This window comes from Erythrobacter sp. S57(2025) (assembly GCF_057365055.1).
In genome coordinates this window covers 3,034,231-3,054,018 of record NZ_CP200299.1, presented here as the reverse complement: position 1 = coordinate 3,054,018, position 19,788 = coordinate 3,034,231, and the positions used below count along the sequence as shown (strand labels likewise).

Annotated in this window: 25 protein-coding genes; 19 read left to right on the top strand and 6 right to left on the bottom strand. The window is 52.5% G+C overall.

Going from position 1 to position 19,788, the window contains the following annotated elements; all coding sequences use genetic code 11:
• Positions 1–127 precede the first annotated feature (127 nt).
• Complete coding sequence (locus AC0V6N_RS14680; protein ID WP_486172280.1) at positions 128–454, top strand: SEL1-like repeat protein; 327 nt, start codon at positions 128–130, stop codon at positions 452–454.
• Positions 455–464: 10 nt separating this feature from the next.
• Here AC0V6N_RS14680 and AC0V6N_RS14675 read toward each other — a convergent pair whose 3' ends face one another.
• The 4 genes from AC0V6N_RS14675 to AC0V6N_RS14660 form a co-directional block, all read right to left on the bottom strand.
• A complete protein-coding gene (locus AC0V6N_RS14675) occupies positions 465–1,619 on the bottom strand; it encodes a GNAT family N-acetyltransferase (RefSeq protein ID WP_486172279.1) in 1,155 nt (384 codons plus the stop codon).
• A gap of 63 nt (positions 1,620–1,682) precedes the next feature.
• Positions 1,683–2,141: a RidA family protein gene (locus AC0V6N_RS14670; protein ID WP_486172278.1), complete on the bottom strand. Its 459-nt coding sequence runs from the start codon at positions 2,139–2,141 to the stop codon at positions 1,683–1,685.
• On the bottom strand, positions 2,138–2,767 hold the full coding sequence (locus AC0V6N_RS14665; RefSeq protein WP_486172277.1) for an RNA-binding protein: 630 nt from the start codon (positions 2,765–2,767) through the stop codon (positions 2,138–2,140). Before AC0V6N_RS14665 ends, AC0V6N_RS14670 begins: the two co-directional genes overlap by 4 nt.
• Positions 2,764–3,057 carry a DUF3572 family protein gene (locus tag AC0V6N_RS14660; protein ID WP_486172276.1) on the bottom strand — a complete coding sequence of 98 codons (294 nt, stop codon included), beginning with the start codon at positions 3,055–3,057 and terminating at the stop codon, positions 2,764–2,766. Before AC0V6N_RS14660 ends, AC0V6N_RS14665 begins: the two co-directional genes overlap by 4 nt.
• A 77-nt stretch (positions 3,058–3,134) precedes the next feature.
• On the opposite strand from AC0V6N_RS14660, the gene AC0V6N_RS14655 reads away from it, so the two are divergent.
• On the top strand, positions 3,135–3,503 hold the full coding sequence (locus AC0V6N_RS14655) for a response regulator (RefSeq protein WP_486172275.1): 369 nt from the start codon (positions 3,135–3,137) through the stop codon (positions 3,501–3,503).
• On the opposite strand, the gene AC0V6N_RS14650 is transcribed toward AC0V6N_RS14655, so the two are convergent.
• A complete protein-coding gene (locus tag AC0V6N_RS14650; RefSeq protein WP_486172274.1) occupies positions 3,500–4,051 on the bottom strand; it encodes a Pycsar system effector family protein in 552 nt (183 codons plus the stop codon). The two genes, AC0V6N_RS14655 and AC0V6N_RS14650, sit on opposite strands and share 4 nt — an antisense overlap.
• 131 nt (positions 4,052–4,182) lie before the next feature.
• Between AC0V6N_RS14650 and AC0V6N_RS14645 the strand changes: the two genes are divergently transcribed.
• Both AC0V6N_RS14645 and spt read left to right on the top strand, forming a co-directional pair.
• Positions 4,183–4,425, top strand: a complete 243-nt coding sequence (locus AC0V6N_RS14645; protein WP_486172273.1) for an acyl carrier protein — start codon at positions 4,183–4,185, stop codon at positions 4,423–4,425.
• Positions 4,426–4,438: 13 nt separating this feature from the next.
• Positions 4,439–5,674, top strand: coding sequence for a serine palmitoyltransferase (gene spt, locus AC0V6N_RS14640; RefSeq protein ID WP_486172272.1), 1,236 nt, complete (start codon positions 4,439–4,441; stop codon positions 5,672–5,674).
• Positions 5,675–5,711: 37 nt separating this feature from the next.
• Here spt and AC0V6N_RS14635 read toward each other — a convergent pair whose 3' ends face one another.
• Entirely contained in the window at positions 5,712–6,335 is a 624-nt protein-coding gene (locus AC0V6N_RS14635; RefSeq protein ID WP_486172509.1) for a YqaA family protein, read from the bottom strand.
• Positions 6,336–6,576: 241 nt separating this feature from the next.
• Here AC0V6N_RS14635 and AC0V6N_RS14630 point away from each other — a divergent pair, with 241 nt between their 5' ends.
• The 15 genes from AC0V6N_RS14630 (at position 6,577) to AC0V6N_RS14560 (ending at position 19,777) form a co-directional block, all read left to right on the top strand.
• On the top strand, positions 6,577–7,065 hold the full coding sequence (locus AC0V6N_RS14630; protein WP_486172271.1) for a hypothetical protein: 489 nt from the start codon (positions 6,577–6,579) through the stop codon (positions 7,063–7,065).
• Positions 7,062–8,387 carry a DNA-packaging protein gene (locus AC0V6N_RS14625; protein ID WP_486172270.1) on the top strand — a complete coding sequence of 442 codons (1,326 nt, stop codon included), beginning with the start codon at positions 7,062–7,064 and terminating at the stop codon, positions 8,385–8,387. Before AC0V6N_RS14630 ends, AC0V6N_RS14625 begins: the two co-directional genes overlap by 4 nt.
• Before the next feature lie 26 nt (positions 8,388–8,413).
• Positions 8,414–9,568: a phage portal protein gene (locus tag AC0V6N_RS14620; protein ID WP_486172269.1), complete on the top strand. Its 1,155-nt coding sequence runs from the start codon at positions 8,414–8,416 to the stop codon at positions 9,566–9,568.
• A complete protein-coding gene (locus AC0V6N_RS14615; RefSeq protein WP_486172268.1) occupies positions 9,565–9,987 on the top strand; it encodes an HK97 family phage prohead protease in 423 nt (140 codons plus the stop codon). Before AC0V6N_RS14620 ends, AC0V6N_RS14615 begins: the two co-directional genes overlap by 4 nt.
• Before the next feature lie 76 nt (positions 9,988–10,063).
• Complete coding sequence (locus AC0V6N_RS14610; protein ID WP_486172267.1) at positions 10,064–11,227, top strand: phage major capsid protein; 1,164 nt, start codon at positions 10,064–10,066, stop codon at positions 11,225–11,227.
• Between the two features lie 167 nt (positions 11,228–11,394).
• A complete protein-coding gene (locus AC0V6N_RS14605; protein WP_486172266.1) occupies positions 11,395–11,952 on the top strand; it encodes a head-tail connector protein in 558 nt (185 codons plus the stop codon).
• Positions 11,953–12,116: 164 nt separating this feature from the next.
• Positions 12,117–12,512, top strand: a complete 396-nt coding sequence (gp17, locus tag AC0V6N_RS14600) for a tail completion protein gp17 (RefSeq protein WP_486172265.1) — start codon at positions 12,117–12,119, stop codon at positions 12,510–12,512.
• 15 nt (positions 12,513–12,527) lie between these two features.
• Complete coding sequence (locus AC0V6N_RS14595; RefSeq protein ID WP_486172264.1) at positions 12,528–12,935, top strand: phage major tail protein, TP901-1 family; 408 nt, start codon at positions 12,528–12,530, stop codon at positions 12,933–12,935.
• On the top strand, positions 12,932–13,252 hold the full coding sequence (locus AC0V6N_RS14590) for a gene transfer agent family protein (RefSeq protein ID WP_486172263.1): 321 nt from the start codon (positions 12,932–12,934) through the stop codon (positions 13,250–13,252). The genes AC0V6N_RS14595 and AC0V6N_RS14590 overlap by 4 nt, the downstream gene beginning before the upstream one ends.
• Entirely contained in the window at positions 13,249–13,449 is a 201-nt protein-coding gene (locus tag AC0V6N_RS14585; RefSeq protein ID WP_486172262.1) for a phage tail assembly chaperone, read from the top strand. The genes AC0V6N_RS14590 and AC0V6N_RS14585 overlap by 4 nt, the downstream gene beginning before the upstream one ends.
• Positions 13,442–14,014: a tail tape measure protein gene (locus AC0V6N_RS14580; protein ID WP_486172261.1), complete on the top strand. Its 573-nt coding sequence runs from the start codon at positions 13,442–13,444 to the stop codon at positions 14,012–14,014. Before AC0V6N_RS14585 ends, AC0V6N_RS14580 begins: the two co-directional genes overlap by 8 nt.
• Before the next feature lie 15 nt (positions 14,015–14,029).
• Positions 14,030–16,351 carry a DUF2460 domain-containing protein gene (locus AC0V6N_RS14575; RefSeq protein ID WP_486172260.1) on the top strand — a complete coding sequence of 774 codons (2,322 nt, stop codon included), beginning with the start codon at positions 14,030–14,032 and terminating at the stop codon, positions 16,349–16,351.
• Positions 16,351–17,166, top strand: a complete 816-nt coding sequence (locus AC0V6N_RS14570; protein ID WP_486172259.1) for a DUF2163 domain-containing protein — start codon at positions 16,351–16,353, stop codon at positions 17,164–17,166. Before AC0V6N_RS14575 ends, AC0V6N_RS14570 begins: the two co-directional genes overlap by 1 nt.
• Positions 17,163–17,609 carry an NlpC/P60 family protein gene (locus AC0V6N_RS14565; RefSeq protein WP_486172258.1) on the top strand — a complete coding sequence of 149 codons (447 nt, stop codon included), beginning with the start codon at positions 17,163–17,165 and terminating at the stop codon, positions 17,607–17,609. Before AC0V6N_RS14570 ends, AC0V6N_RS14565 begins: the two co-directional genes overlap by 4 nt.
• Positions 17,561–19,777 carry a GTA baseplate fiber-binding domain-containing protein gene (locus AC0V6N_RS14560; RefSeq protein WP_486172257.1) on the top strand — a complete coding sequence of 739 codons (2,217 nt, stop codon included), beginning with the start codon at positions 17,561–17,563 and terminating at the stop codon, positions 19,775–19,777. The genes AC0V6N_RS14565 and AC0V6N_RS14560 overlap by 49 nt, the downstream gene beginning before the upstream one ends.
• Positions 19,778–19,788: the final 11 nt, after the last annotated feature.

The window sequence follows — 19,788 nt, the reverse complement described above, 5'->3', positions numbered from 1 at the left end:
GTAAGTGACCGAAAAAAATTTATCGTGATTAACGTTTTGTTGACCATGTTCCGAGAGGTCTGTGTTTGCGCCTTCAATGGGGATGAAGCTTGTTTGAAGCTAGGCGTGAAACATGGGGAATTAAACAATGGAATATAAGTCAGTTTTTGCGGATGAAGTCACCCTGCTAAAGGCGGGTGAAATCGACCTCGCTATTGCAGGCTTTCTCGCCGAAGCGGCAGCAGGCCAGGTTTCCGCACTGTTTAACCTAGGTGTTGCCTACTCAACTGGAAGCAACGGAATGGAAGTTGACCTGATCGAAGCACACAAATGGTTCAATATCGCTGCATCGCGCGGACACGAGGAAGCTGGTTGGTGCCGCGCCGATGTTTCGGACGAAATGACTGCTCGAGAAATTGCCGAAGCACAACGTCGGGCGCGTCGCTGGCTTTCAGAAGAACGCCGCGCCGCTTGATAGTCAGGTATTACGCGCCACGTTTGAAGGGTGTTCTTTCACCCAAAAACATCTTATCGGTTTCGACGCCTGCTTTTTCGCGTTCTAGAAAGTCAGCAATCGCAGACCGAAAATCCGGATCAGCAACCCAGTGCGCTGACCATGTCTTGACTGGTACGTAACCTCTGGCGAGCTTGTGCCCGCCCTGTGCTCCCGCCTCAACGCGGGGGAGACCAAGTTCAATTGCAATGTCGATTGCTTGATAATAGCACAGCTCAAAGTGCAAAAATTTGATTTCACGCGCGCACCCCCAATAGCGCCCAAAGATTGCATCAGCGCCTACGAAGTTTAGCGCACCCGCGACCGGAACACCTTCTTCAAACGCTAAGATAAGCACAATCTTGTCGCCCATCCTCTCGCCCAACAGATCAAATGCTTCCCGAGTGAGATACGGGGAGCCCCATTTGCGCGCGCCCGTGTCTTGATAAAAGGTCCAAAACGCATCCCAGTGCTCTGGCTTGATGGACTCGCCGGATAGGCGATCAATGCGCAGCCCATTTGTCGCCGCCTGGCGCTCCTTGCGAAGGTTCTTCCGTTTTCTGGATGAAAGCTCTTGCAGAAACTCATCGAAATTTTCGTAATCGCGGTTCTGCCAATGGAATTGAATATCGCTCCGCAAAAGCCAATTGTTTCTCTCAAATAAGGGCAGTTGGTCATGCTCAACAAACGTCGCGTGGGCTGATGATAGTCCATTTTGTGAGCAAACGGACTCAGCCCCCTTGAGCAAATAGTCAGCAATCGATTGATCGGAGAGTAATAGCCTAGGGCCGCTGGCCGGTGTAAATGGCGCCGCAATTTGTAGTTTGGGGTAATAGTTCCGGCCAGCCCTATGAAGCGCGTCAGCCCAAGCGTGATCAAACACAAACTCCCCTTGGCTATGCCCTTTGGCATAACTGGGCATGGCACCCAGCAGCGTCCCGTCAGCATCTGTGATGACGATCGGCGCAGGCTCCCAGCCGGTTCCAGGCCCAACACTACCTGAATCTTCGAGCGAAGTTAGGAATTCGTGACTAACAAACGGATTTCGATCGCCCCCTAGAGCATTCCAATCGGCAGGAGCGAACTGACCCACTCCAGGCGCGAGCTTGACGACCAATTCACTTCTATCGGCGTCCTTCTCAGTCAAGAAAAACTGTCCATTCGGTTGGTCTGTTCTAGAGTAGGCTCAGTATCGATCAGGTCCCTGTCCTTAGTGCTTGGAGAGCGCGATGACAGCGTCAACCTCTACCGCAGCTCCGAGAGGCAAAACTGGCACTCCAACAGCTGCCCGCGCATGTCGACCGCTCTCGCCAAAAACTTCATACATCAGGTCAGAGGCACCATTGGCCACAATTGGTTGGTCGGTAAAAGCTGGTGTTGAACTTACAAAAGCGCCTAGCTTAATAACGCGCGATACCTGTTCCAACAATCCAGCTGCTTTGAGCTGAGCTAGAATCATTAGACCACAAGCTCTTGCCGCTACTTGCCCCTGCTCAATTTCTACATTTTCACCGAGGCGACCTTTGAGGAGTTCGCCATCAACAAACGGGAGTTGTCCGGATACATGAACAAAGCCGGATTGCTCGATCAGCGGAACGTAACTTGCCACGGGCGCAGCCGCTTCCGGCAAATCGATGCCGAGTTCTTTTAGGCGGGCTTCAATTGTCATGCTGCGTCCCTTTCCATACATTCAGTTAACCAAGGTAGGGCACTCGCCCAGTCGTCTATCCTTGCGTCTGCGTGACCTGCTTTGTGTGCACAATCAATAGATGCAGCAATACTAGGTTCGCCGCACAGGTGCAGTTGATGAACCCCTCCTATCGTATCGCGCACGGATGCGTGATGCTGAGCCAAATCATCAATAAAGAATGTCTGGGTTGGCGAGAATTCCTCGACGATTTTTCGTAACGCAGGGCCTTTTGGACCTTGGTTTGTGTAGACTTTGGCATTGAGACCATGTGCTGCAAGCTGCTGAGCCCGTTTTTCACGACGGAAGTCGACAAGGTTGGTTAGCACCACCACGTCGGCAAATTCTGCAAGAGTGTTGAGGGCATCCACCGATCCTGGGATAGGAGATTGACGATCCATTTCGGTATCAAAGAAGCCACCAAGTTTTTTCCAGATTTCTGCAGGCTCTAACAGGACACCAGAATCACGCCAACGAAGTGCTTCACCAAAGTTCCCATTTTGCAGATTGAAATCAATCCCTTGGTCTTGTTCAAGCCAGGTCTTGAAGTGAGCAACCATGTACAGAATGACTTCATCACAATCGCTGATAATTAACGGCCGACTCATGCAATAAGGTCCTTTCGTGCAGAAACGAGCTCTTCGGGTGTTACAGCTAACGCTTCGGCAGCGCGGAGCAAATCTGGTTCATGATTGGCCAGAAATTCGAGGGCAGATCCCAACACCAAGTCGTCGTTCAGTCCAAGCCTAAGCGATTCCGGATCTAAGCCGGTGAGCTCTAGATATCGATCAGCCCTCGCTTCGTCCTGAAGTATCCAGCCGATTGCGGCAAGCGCTAGGGTAGCGGAACGCGATCCAGCCAGCTCCTTTTGTGCGCCACTTACATCGTCGTTTGACATTGTTTGCGATCCGGGATTGAGAAGAAGAGGGTGAGTGACTACCCTCACGGGTGGTGAGGAATGAACGAGGGCATTGAGTGACAAAGCATATAATGGTTGTTGAGGATAACGACCTCAACCGTAAATTGTTCTGCGATGTCCTAAAAGCCAACGGATTCAACGTCGAGCCAGTAGCCGACGGTCATGCAGTGATTGACGCAGCGAAGGCTGTGACCCCAGACCTGATCATAATGGACATTCAACTCCCTGGCATTTCGGGAATAGACTTAATCACAGCTGCAAAAAATTTGGATGAACTGAAACAAATTCCCATTCTCGCTGTCACAGCTTTCGCTGCTAAGGGTGATGAAGAGAAAATTCGCGCCGCCGGGGCTGCAGGCTATTTGGCAAAACCAGTATCCATCATACCGTTTATGTCAGCCGTAAAGGAGCTGCTGCCAAGTTAGCCAGTGAAGTATTCGCCGACATAAATCAGCCAAGTGATCAACAAGCCGCCAAGGAAAATCCGGTAAGCGTATGTGAGAAAACGGTACTTTCGCTTGTATAGGACCCTTCCATTCTGATGAATATCCTTCAACATCACCTTGAATAGGCTTTCATCAGTTTCGAACCGATCTAGCATCTCATCGCGCCATTCCACTTCGTCGACCGTCGCGAAATGACCGAAAAACAGAGGGTTGAAAGCGGCAGGATCCTTTGGCGGGCGACCTAGGGATGGTACTACAGCGATCACCGCGAATATCGATGAGAGAAATGCAGTTGCGGCGAGACTGATCGTAGACCACGTAATTTCGGCGCCGATCAATCTGGTCACCGCTAGAGAAAACACAACAAACGTAGCCCCGATAAGGATCGATGCCTTTTGGTCCGCCATTTGAGAGAGGGTGAGCGTGTTAATCTGTGCTGTTCGAACGAGATGAATGGTGTGAGGGGAGAATTCTCTGGTCTGCCCCTTTTGCGCCTCAGCACTGAGTTCTTGGTTTTGTTCGGACACTTTCACCCCCATCAAGCGTAGTGAAGCTTGGCAGTGCGCGCAAAACTTGACAAGCTTTGCGCCGAATGCGCTTTGCAAGGTTTGTGTGAACAGCTATTTCGCGCATCAACATGAAATGAGATTGCATGACCATGACTGAAGCTGAAGTAGACGAACGCATTCGCGCTCTTATCGAGCCCTTCAACAAGAAGGCTGTCGCCATTGAGGCGGGAACGACGTTCGCAAATGACCTTGAGTTCGACAGTTTGACTGTGATGGACTTCGTGGCTGAGATCGAAGACGAGTTTGACGTCATTATCAGTATGAACCAACAGGCCGAGATCGAAAACTATGGGCAGCTTGTTTCTGCCGTGCATAAACTTCAGGATAGCTGACAGAGAAATTTCAATGACCGAGATGACGCCTCCCCCTACTGCGCCAGCCGGCGATCTACTTTCAAAGTTCGACCCGCTCATCCAAATACGCGAGAATTTGCTAGCAAGCGGTATTGAAGATCCCTTCAACCTAGTAATGGAGAAAGTGCTTTCGCCAACGCGGGCGATTTGCAACGGCCGCGACACAATTTTGTTGGGCACGTATAACTACATGGGGATGACGTTTGATCCCGACGTGTTGGAAGCAGGTAAGAGCGCTCTTGCTGATTATGGATCCGGGACAACGGGAAGCCGAGTACTGAATGGCACTTATCAGGGCCACAAAGAATGCGAAGATGCCTTGCGGGAGTTCTATGATATGGAACACGCAATGGTCTTTTCGACAGGCTATCAGGCAAACCTAGGAATTATATCAACGATCGCTGGAAAGGGTGATTACATCATCCTTGATATCGATAGCCATGCTTCAATTTACGATGGCTGTGCCATGGGTCGCGCGGAGATCGTCCCGTTTAAGCACAATGACGTAGAGGCGATGGAGAAGCGTTTACGGCGTATCCCAGAAGGTGCCGGGAAATTGGTGGTTCTGGAAGGCGTCTATTCGATGCTTGGTGACGTCGCACCGCTAAATGAGATGATCGCTGTTGCCAAAAAGTATGGCGCGATGATTTTGGTGGATGAGGCTCACTCAATGGGCTTCATTGGCGAGAATGGTCGCGGTGTTTGCGAAGAGCAAGGCGTGATCGATGACGTCGATTTCATCATTGGCACTTTCTCCAAGAGTGTCGGAACAGTTGGCGGCTTTTGCGTATCAAACCATCCGAAATTCGACATTTTGCGACTTGTCTGCCGCCCATATGTGTTCACCGCTAGTCTGCCACCGAGCGTAGTTGCAACTGCTGCGACGTCTATTCGGAAGCTGATGCATGGCGCAAATAAGCGGGCGCATCTTTGGGAAAATTCAAAGCGTCTTCATGGCGGTCTTACAGCGTTGGGGTTCAAACTCGGCACAAGCGAACCACAGAGCGCCATTGTCGCTGTCATTATGCCTGATCTGGAACGCGGAGCAGCGATGTGGGAGGCCCTCCTGAAAGAAGGGTTATACGTCAATCTTGCAAGGCCACCCGCTACTCCAGCCAATATGACACTGCTTAGATGCTCCTTGTGCGCAGAGCATTCAGCTGAGGAAGTTGAAGCAATACTCGGAATGTTTGAACGAGCTGGCAAAGCCATAGGAATCGTTGAGTAGCTCAGTCAGACGTTTGCCGCGAGACAAAAAATAGTAGTTAGATTGGCTCACTGCGCTCGAGCGCTTCCGCATCACACCCTTGCGGAATGCCGGCATTTTTTTCTCCGCTCGCAAATTGACTGACAACCAAAAAACCAGCGACGACGAGTATCACAAACACCGTTGTGACCAGTCCGAGGTACTTGTCGATTATGCGCTTTATGGGCGCGCCGAATACTTGGAAAAGAATCCCGACGATCATGAAGATAAGCGCTCGCCCAGCAATGGCTGCGAGCGTGAAAGTGAGCAGATCCATGCGGATGAAGCCTGCAGTGATAGTCATAAGCTTGAAGGGAACAGGCGTTCCGGCCGCAAAGAACACGGCCAGAGCTCCCTGCTCATTGATGTAGCATCTGGCGACAGGGAACGTCTCTGCCAAACCAAGAATGCCAAGCATCCAAGCGCCCACAGATTCGTAGAGAAAGTATCCTATCGCATAGCCGAACAATCCACCCAGGACGGAGGCGATGGTGGCCACAACCGCAAACTTGATCGCCTTTTTCGGCTCAGACAGGCACATTAGTCCGAGCAGTGGATGTGGTGGAATTGGGAAAAAGCTCGACTCGATGAAGCTGAAAAACGCCAACCACCAAACGGCATAAGGGTGGGCGGCCTTTTCCATGGTCCATTCATACAATGCTCGAAGCCATGCCAAAAAGGGTCTCCTACGTGCCTAAGTCTCGAAGCGCTTAGTTGAACTAGGTCAGCGAGGCAACTCGATAAAATTAACCTATTTGGCACATTTCTATTGACATTGTAACGCTCATTGGCTAGAAGAAGACAACATCGGAAAATAGCGATTCGCAAAGCGGCCCTCCTCATTGGAAAGGCCGCTTTTTCTTTACTCCGGCCTGGAGATAAAAATGAAAGCGCATCGCAATTCGGCGGTAAGCGTCGGCGGTCAAAAGTCCGATGCTGTCATCAGGCCAAAACGAAACTGGCGCGAGCGCTTTCTAGTGAAACTTAGTGAGAGCTCGAACATCACGGAAGCCGCAGAAAGCGCCGGCATCCTTCCCGGCAGGGCACATGAAGCACGGCGCAAAGAGCCAGAATTCGCGCAAAACTGGCTTGCGGCTATCAGTGAGGGCTACGCTCATTTGGAGCTAGAGATCTTGCGAAGATTGCGCGAAGGCGACTTTGAGACAGAAGGCGGTGGCAAGTATGACTTGGCTAACGCTCTGCGTTTTTTGTCAACACATCGCCAAAACGCTGCAACGGTCCGAACCGATGAACGCAAAGTGACTCCGGCTCAAGTAAGGGCTTCAATCGACAGAAAAATCGAGGCCATTCGCGAGCAGGTGAAAGGTGAAAAACTTCGCGCAAGCGCTGAAGTGGTGAGTGAGATTACATGACTGCCTGCTTGGATTGGCTGGCAGAAGAAAGTGACGAGGCCCGTCAAAGAGTAGTGGCCGCTCTCAATCAAGAGGAGCGAAACGAGTTTCAATACCACTGGGAGATGCTTGCACGCCGCTCACAACTAAGCCCCCCAGGAAATTGGCGTGCATGGCTAATTCTAGCGGGAAGGGGCTTTGGCAAAACACGGGCAGGTGCAGAATGGGTTAGGATGATCGCTGAAAGTGATTGTCACGCCCGAATTGCGTTGGTTTCATCCTCGATTGCTGAAGCAAGAGCTGTCATGGTTGAAGGGGAGAGCGGCTTGCTGGCTTGCTATCCGCCGGAGAATCGCCCCGTTCTCGAAAGCTCCTTACGGAGAATCAAATTTCCCAACGGGGCCCAAGCTCAACTGTTTTCAGCAGCTGCACCTGAGACTCTTCGAGGACCTCAGCATTCGCACGCTTGGTGTGACGAAATCGGCAAGTGGCCATTGTCACATGAAAGAGCGACCCGTGCTTGGGACAACCTATTGATGGGAATGAGGCTCGGCACTGACCCAAAGATAGTCGCCACAACAACACCGAGGATGATGCCGCTGCTTCAAAGGTTACTCAAGGACAAAAATGATCCTGCAACCGTAGTCACTAAAGGCTCTACATATGACAATGCGGCAAACCTACCTCGCCGCTTCCTTGATGCCATCGAAAGCGAATATGCTGGCTCCCATCTGGCAAGGCAGGAGATAGCGGGCGAGTTCTTAGAAGACATCGAAGGGGCTCTTTGGTCACGAGAAACCTTCGAGGCGACGCGTGTGGATCGCCAGCCCGATCAATTCAGAAGAGTAATCATCGCTGTTGACCCTCCAGCGTCGGCGACCGGCGACGAATGCGGCATTATCATTGCTGCCCTTGGTGAAGACCAAATTGCCTATGTTCTTGCAGACTATTCGATCGGCGGCGCACAACCAGATGCTTGGGCAAAGATGGTGGCAAGAGCAGCAGAGCATTGGGACGCAGACCGAATAATCGCCGAGGCGAATCAAGGCGGCAATATGGTCGAAAGCGTTTTGCACGCCGCCGACGAACAGCTGCAGGTGAAGCTGGTCCGAGCTAGTAGAGGCAAAGTGGCACGCGCGGAACCGATTGCAGCGCTCTACAGCTCCGGCCGCGTGAGACACTGTGGAAGCTTCCCGCAGCTTGAGGACCAATTGTGCGGCCTGTTGATAGGTGGCGAATACGCGGGACCAGGTAAGAGCCCCGACCGCGCCGATGCTCTTGTTTGGGCCCTAACCGAGCTTCTGCTCAGCCAGAATTCAAGTCCTCGAATCCGGCAAGTTTGACGCAAGTCTTTTTCAAAGGAAACAAAATGGCATTGCTTGATACATTGCTTTCCTCATTCAAAAGCGAAAAGAAAAGTAGAATGCCTCTCGCATCAGGGGGTACAGCTGGCTGGCTGCCCGCTTTTGCGGAACAGACGACAGCCCACCAATTTTGCTATGAGCGCGCCGTAAGAGACGGCTTTATGAGTAACCCGATCGCACAGCGTGCAGTTCGTATTGTTGCTGAGGGCGTGGGTCAGGCCCCCATGACAAATTCCTCAAGCGACATTGGCCAACTTGTAAACGCTACCAGCGCAGGTCAATCGCTTCTTGAAACACTCTCGGCGCATATCTTGCTCCACGGCAACGGCTACATCCAGATCATAAAGGATGGGGCAGGCGCTCCGATCGAGCTCTTTGCCTTGCGGCCAGATCGAGTGAAGATGATTGCGGGTTCAGATGGTTGGCCAATTGCATACGAATACAGCGCAAACGGCAACCGAGTTATAATTGAGCTGGAAGATGAAACAGGCTGGCCAAACATCATACACGTAAGGGCCATGCACCCCTTGGATGATCATGTAGGAGCCAGCGCTAGTGCAGCGGCACAACAAGCGGTCGCAATCCACAACGCTGCGTCGGAATGGAATCGATCACTCCTAGAGAATGCTGCACGTCCTTCTGGCGCATTGGTTTACGAGACTGGTGATGGTGCCGGACTGACACGTGACCAGTTTGATCGGCTGAAGGGCGAACTTGAAACCGCGTTTTCCGGCGCCGTAAATGCGGGGCGTCCAATGCTATTGGATGGTGGACTCAAATGGCAAAAGATCGCCATGTCGCCGGCTGACATGGACTTCGCTACTCTAAAGAATGCTGCAGCGCGTGAGATCGCATTGGCGTTTGGTGTTCCGCCGATGCTTTTGGGGATTCCCGGAGACAATACATATTCGAACTACAGAGAAGCCAATCGGGCATTGTGGAGACTCACGCTTATACCGCTAGCGGACAAGTTGTTCTCTGCATTGCAAGAAGGGCTGTCTCCGTGGTTCAATGATGACAAACTATCAATTGACCTTGATCAAATAACTGCACTCTCGGAAGACAGGGAGCGACTGTGGAAGCAGGTTTCTGATGCCGACTTTCTGACACGGGCTGAAAAACGCGATCTGCTTGGCTTTCCCGCGGAAGGTCAAGGATGACCAAGCGCTCAAAACAAACAGGCTCAATGATACGTTTTGCTGGATACGCAGGGCTATTCGATGTGCCTGATGCAGCTCGCGACACCATTCGAATAGGAGCGTTTGCCGATACTTTAGCGGCCAGGTCACAACCACTGCCGGTATTGTGGCAGCACCGCCCGCATCAACAAATCGGCGTTGTCGAAAGCGTTTCAGAAGATCGAAGGGGCCTAAGGATCGTTGGCCAAGTGAACAAATTGGATAGCCGCGCTGCTTCAATGTTGAAAGCAAGGACAGTCAACGGCTTGAGCTTTGGTTACCGAGCTCGCAAGGCGAACAATACCAGAGCTGGTCGAGAGCTGATTGAGATAGAGTTGTTCGAGATTAGCATGGTCACACACCCTCTGCAGCATGGGGCTCGCATCCACTTCATCTACTGAATTCTCCACAAATGGAACTTAGCCGGTCGCCAATTGGGCGGCCTTTTTTATGCCTAACAGAAAGGCCAACTACCAAATGGACATCACAATCCCCTCGCCAAATGGCATGCCGTCAACACCAATAGATGTTGCGGAACAAAGCTTTGATATTGTCGCCCGTCAGGACGAGGCTGACGTGCAAATCCAATCACTTCGCACTGATGTAGACGAAGTAAAAGCACGGCTAGACAAGGTATCACGAGCTGCATCACGCCCAGCTCTGAGCGGTGCTGGCGTTTCGACCGCAGAGGTCAAAGGATTTGTCGACGGATATCTGCGTCGCGGTCGTGAAACTGAGGTTAAATCGCTCAATGGCGCAACTGATGCAGACGGCGGCTTTGCGGTTCCACGTCAGATTGATGCTGAGATCGCCAGCGAGCTCAAGGAAATCAGTCCAATCCGGTCTATTGCACAAGTCGTGCAAACCGGCACTTCAGGCTATCGGAAACTTGTGGCGACCGGTGCAACTGCGTCAGGTTGGGTAAGTGAAATTGCGGCACGGCCAGAGACTGACACGCCAAACTTCGCTGAGATTGCTCCGCCATCTGGCGACCTCTATGCCAATCCGGCCGCTAGTCAGGGCATGCTTGATGATGTGGCCTTTGACCTTGAGACTTGGCTCGCTAGCGAGATCGCAAATGAATTCGCTAGGTCTGAAGGCATGGCCTTTGTCTCGGGTAGCGGCATCAACCAACCTGAGGGCTTCTTAAGCGCTGGTAATAGCACTGCAGAAGATGGCACGCGGGTGTTTGGTCAACTTCAATACATTGGGTCTGGAGATGCAAATGGCTTTGATCCAGCTCCAGAAGCGAAGTTGATCGATCTCATTCATTCGCTGAAGTCTGGTCACCGGCAGGGGGCGAGCTTCGTGATGAACTCGACAACCCTAGCGACGGTGCGAAAGCTCAAGACGGCAGATGGTGCATTCCTGTGGCAGCCTGGCATGGTCGAAGGTCAACCGGATCGCTTGCTCGGCTATCCCGTGGTTGAAGCGGAAGACATGCCTGACGTAGCATCGGGAGAGTTCCCGATCGCATTTGGTAACTTCCGGCACGGGTATCTCATCGCAGAACAAAGCGCCACACGCGTGCTGCGTGATCCGTTCTCGAACAAGCCGTTCGTACACTTTTACGCCACGAAGCGTGTCGGAGGCCAAGTCCTGGATTCGAATGCAATTAAATTGCTCAAGATCGAATCCTGATCCCATTCTTGATTGCCGCTCTAGCACGGCATGAAAGTACCCGACAAAGTTGAGTTCTCCCCTTTGCTCCTTTGTCGGCACCCTGCACCCGCGCTGCCAGTTGGCGGCCCCTCTCCTCGCGACTGCAGCGCGGGTGCACCACATTTAAGAATTGAAGGACATAGGCGATGGAGCGAAGTGTCGTACAGCCGGCAGACGTAAGTGGCGCACCGCTTTCGGAGCTAAAGGCCTGGCTGGGAATTACTCGGCAAAATGAGGACCCTATCTTGGAAGGTCTAATTTTGGCGAGTCTGGATGTTTGCGAGGCTTACATCAACCAATCTGTGCTCAGCCAATTCGTCGAAGAACGTATTCCAGGGCACGTTGGCTACCACTCACTAAACTCTCGCCCACTCCTTTCTCTCGAAGCTGTCGAGACTGAAGCGCTGGACGGAATGCGAACACAGCTGCCTGGAGGAGAATACGAAATCCACCAGTCACCAGACAGATGTCTTGCGATCGAGATCGCAAGTGCACCTGAATGCGATACGATCATTGTCCGACTACGCGTTGGGCTTGGCAAGACATGGGCGCAAGTTCCGTCGGCATTGCGGCAAGGAATCTTGAGACACGCGGCTCATCTCTACAGAGATCGCGACAACGCAGGTGCCGAGAAAAAATACTCGGCGAAGCCTTCGAGCGTAGTGGAACTTTGGCGACCTTGGCGAGATGCCAAGCTCAAATGATCAAGGCGCAGATACTGAAGGGCTCATTGAAAAGTCAGCTCAAGAATCGTGCTGAGCAATTGGCACTACGGCACCGCAATCTGCTCGCCAAACATGAGCGTATTTCAGACGCTGATTGGCGCTCTCCCAGCTCACTTTGGCCGCATTTATAGAGGATCGGGGCAATGGAAAATTACCTAAGGGCTGAGCTCGTGAATTGGCTGCGGGCCGATCCTGATCTCGCCAACTTAAATGTCATCGAAGAAGAAACTCCAGTTACGGTTAGCGCGCCCTGGCTTGGGATCGCTGCGACTGCGTCTACAGATTGGGGCACCAAAGATCGCCCTGGCCGTGAAGTTCGCGTTGCATTTGAGCTTGAAAGTCGCGCCGACGAACCTGATGCCGATGGTAGCGTATTGACGAGCATTGAGCGCCGCGTTCTGCAACTGCCCAAAGTGCACACCGAATTTGAACTTGCATCCGTTCGCTTCCTTCGCGCCCGGAGCGAAGAGCGCGCCGGAAATCTACGCGGTGCCTTGCTTGAGTTCAGATTTCGAATTCTCGTCCCTCAAATCATCTAATACGGAGAAAGTTCTATGCCCGCTCAAAATGGCTCCGCCTTCTTGCTCAAGATTGGCGATGGCGGTGCCCCGCCAACATATGAAACCGTTGCAGGACTGCGTACGACTCAGCTTTCCATTAATGGCGACGCGGTTGTCGTAACTCACAAAGAATCTGGCGGTTGGCGCGATATTCTTTCCGGGGCGGGGACACGCTCGGTCTCGGTCAGCGCAGCAGGCATATTTCTTGGTAGTGAGGCTGAAGCTTCAGTCCGCGCACACGCACTCGCTGGTACGATTGACGACTACGAACTCTCATTTGAGGACGGCGAGCGACTGCGCGGCCGCTTCCTAGTTCAACGCCTCGATTACTCGGGGGATTTCAATGGTGAGCGCAACTACACATTGCAGCTCGAAAGCTCTGGGGCGGTTGTTCCAGCATGAGCAACGTTCGCACCGCAAATGCTCATCGCGGTGAAAGCCAATTTAGCATTGGTGGGAAGACATTTCTCCTTCGCCCAAGTTTCGAGAATCTCGTTGCTGCTGAAGAAGAAGTTGGTTCTCTCTTTGGCCTTGTTGATCGTGCTGCCTCGGGAATGCTTACGCTGGCAGAGATGTGCGCCCTGATCTGGCATTGTATCAATGACCTTCCCAAACCTGATCGTGATGAAGTGGGCAAAGCAATATTGAAGGTCGGTATGGTTGAAGCCACTAAGCCGATCAGGGTGATCCTAAGCCAAATCCTGAAAGGTGAAGGGTGAGTCTTTTTACTGATTGTGCTGCATCATGGTTCAGCGTCGCATCAAGAGCTCTTTGGTGGAAACCAGATGATTTTTGGCGCGCCACTCCAGCTGAATTTAGTGCGGCCATAGAATGCCCGGACCTTGCAACTACAAGCGTAGCAGGACCGAGCCGCGAGAAGATCCACGAGATGCTGGAGCGCGATACCAATGGATGATAATTTTGAAGAGCTCGTAATCGAAGTGCGAGCGGCCACAGACGGTTTCAGTGCAGACCTAGAAGGCATTCGCGGTTCGATAAATTCAACACTTCTAGACGGTTTTGGACGTGCTGGATCAGTCTTGGAGCGCGGGCTTCTCTCTGCACTGAAACGCGGAAGCCTCGGCTTTGACGATCTGAAGAGAGTCGCCTTCAGCGCTTTGGACTCGATTGCAACTTACGCCTTGCGGTCTGGCATTGCTTCGATCGCTGGAGGTTCTGGGCAAGGGCTCAGTGGCATAATCGGACAGTCTCTGGGCGGACTTTTGGGACTACCTGGCCGAGCCACGGGTGGACCTGTGTCACCGGGCCGAAGTTACGTTGTGGGGGAGCAGGGTCCTGAGCTTTTCATCCCGACATCGTCAGGACGAATTGAAGCAAATAGCGATCTGAACGGCGGTAGTCCCAACCTGCAAGTTGCGATCCATTTGGCATCGCCGCGAGGGACCGCTGCACCCACGGCGATGCAGCGGTCATCCAGGCAAGTAGCAAGCGCTGTTAGACGCGCCTTGCAAGAACGATAAAGAAGGAAACGCAAGATGGCCTTCTGGTTAGCAAGCGAGCTACGCTCGCAAGAATCTAGCTTTATCCAGCGCTTTGACCCTAGATTCTGGACTGTAAATTTCCCGCGACCAGCAATGGCTTCAGTCATTACAACTGGCCCTGACAGTATGCAGGTCGATGTCGAGCTGCACAATCGAGATGAACTTGTTGGTCTTATCTGGGATAGCGAGGACAGACTTGATCATCCTCTTTTGGCCTACGAGACCAACAAAGATTACTCCCACACTTCGCTAAGTTTCCGCTGGCAATCTGAAGGGGTTATCCCCCTCGATGAAATCAATGGTCCCACGCTAACAATCGAAGGGCGGGACGCAGGCGGCAATGCCCAAACCTGGTTTGTTCGGTTATGGAATTACGCAAGCGGAGAACCAACCGACGCAACAATTGTTCTCCCGTTTTCTGAACTTCAGAGCGGCTTCAATTTGCCCGGCGTGCCGATCAATTCCTATGAGATTGATCGCATGTTCATTTCTATCGTCGCGCCTGAATACGCTGCAGGAGCTAATGAACCACTTTCATCACGCTTCAACGGACACGTGACCATATCCCGGATCAACAGCGATGGCCGCAATGGGATGCTTGAGATTGGCGATGTTCGGCTGCCGGTGCATGGGGAACGCATCGCAACTGCCTATGATGATGGCTATGATCAAACTCCCGCTCGGTTGATACGCGGGGCAATCGGCTTGGGGTATCGCGAAGACATTGTTCACTATGTTGGCATGAGCCACTTTATGCGTTTGAACGAGCAGACAGGTGGTTTGCTCGTAGAGCAGAGCGGCGCATTATGTGAGCCTGCAAAACAGTGGCACGAGAACTTTTTCTCGATCGCACGATCAAACGATCTCGAAGTGATTGCATCGATTTCATATGAACTGTTCGACGCGTACTGCCCTGAGAGTTGGAAGCAGCGTACAAGCACTGGGTCCCCAGCGTTAACAGGTTGGGTGCCGCCATCTACTTTGCTTTCGCCCGCAAGCTCGCAAGCTATGGCTTGGCTGAGCTCAAGCGCAGCAGCTTTCGTCGGATTACTAGATGCGTCAGGCCAACCAGTTAGAGCGCAAATTGGCGAGCCCTGGTGGTGGACAACAGCATCCGGCGAGATTTGCATCTACGATGATTCCGCTCGCGCCTTTTTTGGTGGCGATCCTGTGGCCATTTTAGACATGCGTCAGCCTTTGGATGCTACCCAGATTGCACTCTTAGATCAAGCTGGCTCCTTGCTTGCTCAGTCCACTGCCAATCTGACAAATGATATTCGCACTGCTGCGGCAGGCGCAGCAGAGGTGCTACTGCTGGCCTTCACACCTACGGTACTCAGTGCCGACATGGCTGAACTTTACCGCGCCAATCTGCCAATCGGCTGGGCGGCCCCCGCTTTCGATCGCCTACAACTTGAGGACTACGACTGGCTAACTGACGGAGCTCACGCTTTGCGGAGAAGTGCTTACTCATTTGTCGCAGAGCGATTGCAGTATCCTATTGAAAAACAGGATTATTTATCTGGCTTCGTGCTCAATGAAGATGATGCAGAGGCATACTGGGCACGGATCGACGCCGGAATAGATGAGGCCGCAAATCGAAGAGTGCCTCGGCGCTACATCTGGGCACAGCCGCAAATCAACAGGGACGGCTACACCCGTTTACTACAAACTCAAGAGGAAGCCATGGAAGCATTCGACGACGTGCTTTATCCATTCGAGCTCGGCCGCAATACCGCAGTTGCACCGGAATTTTCGACTAGCGTTTCAGTGACTGCCTCGGGTCATGAACGGCGCAATTCGCTTTGGTCCGATGCTCGGGTTCATTTTGATGTGGGGCCTGGAATCCGTTCCGAGGCAGAACTGGCCGAGTTGATCGCATTTTTCAGAGCTCGCAGAGGTCCTGCCAAGGGATTTCGCATCACTGATCCATTTGATTACAGCTCAAACGGAATGACCGGTACACCAACAAACTTGGATCAACTGATTGGTCTTGGTGACGGCCTCACCGCAGAATTTCAGATCACAAAGGTTTATGGGTCCGAAAGCGATCCGCAGGTCCGCCAGATCACTCGACCACGTGGAGAGACCTTAGTCGTTAGCATTAACGGGGTCGCTGATAGTGATTGGACGCTCGCTGCAAATGGCCGCCTAACACTTACAACTCCACCAGCGACCGGCGCCGAAGTAAGAGCGGGCTTCTTGTTCGATGTACCAGTTAGATTTGCCGAAGACAGAATCGATGTATCAGCATCAAACTTTCGATCTGGGGAAGCTCCAAGTATTCCTTTGATCGAGATCAAAGAAGAGATTTGATGAGAGTTTTCTTTGATCGACCGTTAGACACGGCAGCAACATTTTGGCGCGTATATCGACGCGACGGTGTGACGCTGGGGTTCACTAGCCATGACAAAACACTGATTTTCGGTGGCATCCACCACAAGGCTGCACCGGGCATGGTACCGACCGCGATTCGGACAACTGCAGATTTCTCCGATGAAAGTTCAGGTGTTGAAGGTGTGTTGAGCCACGATTCAATAAGTGCGAACGATCTGAGTTCAGGGCTCTATGATCGTGCGTCGATCGAGGTTGGGATAGTGGATTGGGAAAATCTCGACCATACTGTCCTTTACACGGGAACTATTGGACGGATTGAGGACAACAATTTTGGGTTCTCCGCAGAGCTAATGTCTGCCAAGTCTGAACTCGATAGTGACCTAGTACCAAGGACTAGCCCGACCTGTAGAGCCCAGTTTTGTGGACGCGGCTGCAACCTCTCTGCCGCCAAGTATACACGCCGGGTCGACGCTGATGAGATTGACTACGACTTTAACAGGGTGAAAATTGCAGGTATCTCAAATCCTGCATTTCTTGATGGGCAAATTAGGTTTCTGGCAGGTCCACAATCGGGTGTCATTTTCAGCATTATCGCCGTGAACGCCGACTGGTTGGCACTGGATAGGCCAATTGCTGAGCTTGGAGACGTCAATGTCACAGTCGAGCTTCGCGAGGGTTGCGACCACACCCATGCGACATGCACCAGTCGTTTCAATAACGGAATCAACTTTCGCGGAGAGCCTTTTCTACCTGGAAACGACTTGCTGGCACGTTATGGTCAATCAGGGGCATGAGCCAAGCTAGATCGCACGGCGATGATTTTGCCAAAAGCGCCCTAAGCCTCGTCGGAACCCGATTTTGCTTGTTTGGGAGAGACCCCGCTACAGGTTTAGACTGTGTGGGCTTAATAGGCACAAGCCTTCGACTCGCTGGCTTTAAGTTTCGCGTTCCCGAAGGTTACAAGCTCCGAAACTCAAACCCTGAAGCCTGGTTTTTTTGCGCTGAAGAATCTGGCTTTACACGAGTTTTCGGCGAGATCGAGCGTGGCGATGTGATGCTCCAGCAACCAGGGCCTAGCCAACAGCATTTGCTCATTGCGATTAGCAGCACCGAGTTCATTCACGCGCATGCCGGACTCAAGCGCGTCGTACGTCAAAGAATTGACACCTCGCAGGGCCATATTGCGCATTGGCGATTGGTCAGACCCACAAAATGGAGCGACCCTTGGCAACTCTAGTTTTAACGGCAGTTGGAACCGCTATTGGCGGCCCTATCGGCGGTGCTTTCGGCGCATTTTTGGGCAGACAAGCCGACAACGCAATCTTTGGTGGTGGCTCTAGGGAGGGCCCTCGCCTACGAGAGCTTACAGTTACCACCTCAAGCTACGGCCAGCCCATTCCCCGCAGTTTTGGTCGCATGCGGGTTGGTGGCACAATAATTTGGTCAACTGACCTGATCGAAACATCCTCGACGCAAGGTGGCGGTAAAGGCAAGCCATCCACCAAAACATATTCTTACTCGGCCTCGTTTGCAGTTGCGCTGAGCAGTACGCACTTAGAGCGCATTGGGCGAATTTGGGCAGACGGTAACCTGTTACGTGGCTCAAACGGTGATCTCAAGGTAGGCGGCTCTTTGAGGCTTTACCTCGGAAATGGGGATAGTGAAGTAGACCCCTTGATTGCCGCTGATAAAGGCATCGGAACCCCAGCGTTTCGCGATTGCGCCTACGTCGTGTTCGAAGATCTGCAGCTTGGCGAGTTCGGCAATCGCATCCCAACTCTGACATTTGAAATCTTTGCGCCCGCGAATGAGACCGTGTCCGTCCAGCAATTGGCACCTATGAGCATCAAAACCAGCAATGAGGTGTTGCTTGAACATATCCGCGGTTTCTCTGACGAAGGCGGTGCGATTGGAGCATCACTGGTAGCCTTGAGCCGAGTTTATGCATTGAGCTGCATCAACACGGTTGAGGGGCTAGTATTCTCATCCGGAACAAACCTTACTGAAAATGTCAAAACGCTCCCAGCACAGATTTCTGAGAATGGCAGCGAAGATGCGAGCGAACGCTTTAAACAGCGCGGCCAGACAATGGGAAAAGAACCATGGGGTTTGCGCTACTATGATGAAGAGCGTGACTATCAGCCAAGTGTGCAAAGGGCACTTGGTCTACGTCCAGAAGGGCGAGAAACTATAATCGATCTGCCTGCTGCAATGTCTGCCAACGGAGCAAAACAGCTAGCGAACCTTAACACACACAGAGCTCGCTGGAAAAATGAGCAGGCCGTTTGGAGGATGATAGAATTAGACGATGAGTTAAGGCCCGGGGCGGTTGTGAGAATGCCGGACGCAAAAGGCCTTTGGCTTATCAAGACTTGGGAATGGTCCGATGTTGGAGTCGAATTGGAGCTGGATCGGATTGCTCCTGAACTAGATGCAATTGGTGTTGGTGATGCAGGAGAAGCTACCACTCCCATTGATGTATTAAGCTCGCCGACGCTTTTGAGTGCTGCGGAAGTTCCACCAGACAACTCCTCCGACCCGAATACCGCTATTTCGTATGCCGCCGTTAGCGGAGCGACTGCTGGTTGGAACGGCGCTAGTCTGTTTGTTGAACGAGGATCGACACTTGCAAGCATCGGAGCCGCATCACGCAACCGAGCTGTAACAGCGAAATTGGCGAGCTCAATTTCCCCCTCCAATTGCACTGTAGTCGAAGCCGGCGCATCCTTCGAGTTGGATCTCGGCGGCGACGACTTGGAGCTCTCCAACACCGATTTCTCCAGCTTGGCGATGGGCGCCAACAAGTTGCTCGTCGGGGCAGAAGTCGTTCAATTCCTTCGTGCCGAACGAATAGCCGGACAGCGTTGGAGGATAAGCGGGTTGCTACGAGGTCGCGCCGGTACCGAGGATAGCGCCCAGGCCGTTCATCCGGTCGGTACTGAAGTTGTCCTGATCGACGAACGGCTCACTCTTTTAGAGCCCACTCAGATTCCCCAAGAAATCACTACGCGCATTGCGGCCGTGGGCCTAGCAGACCCCGAGCCTGTCTTTGCAGTTATTCGTAATGCCGGTTTGTCACGACGGCCTCTAATGCCCGTTTGGCCTCGCGCTAAACGTAAACCAGATGGTTCGATGATGTTATGCTGGACACGGCGATGTAGGGGCCAGCTGCAATGGCCAGTCTCGGGTGAAGTTCCGCTCATCGAGGAGCGTGAAGAATACATCGTGGGTTATGGCGATGTGGATGCACCAGCGACATCTTGGACCATCGGGACCGCGAGTATTGAGTTTTCTGACACAGATATTGCTGAATTGGTCGACACTTTCGGTCCCAACAGTCTTTGGGTCCGTCAATCAGGGACTTTTTCGCATTCAAGCGCGCTAAAGCTACTGAACCTTTCGTAAGTATTGGAGAA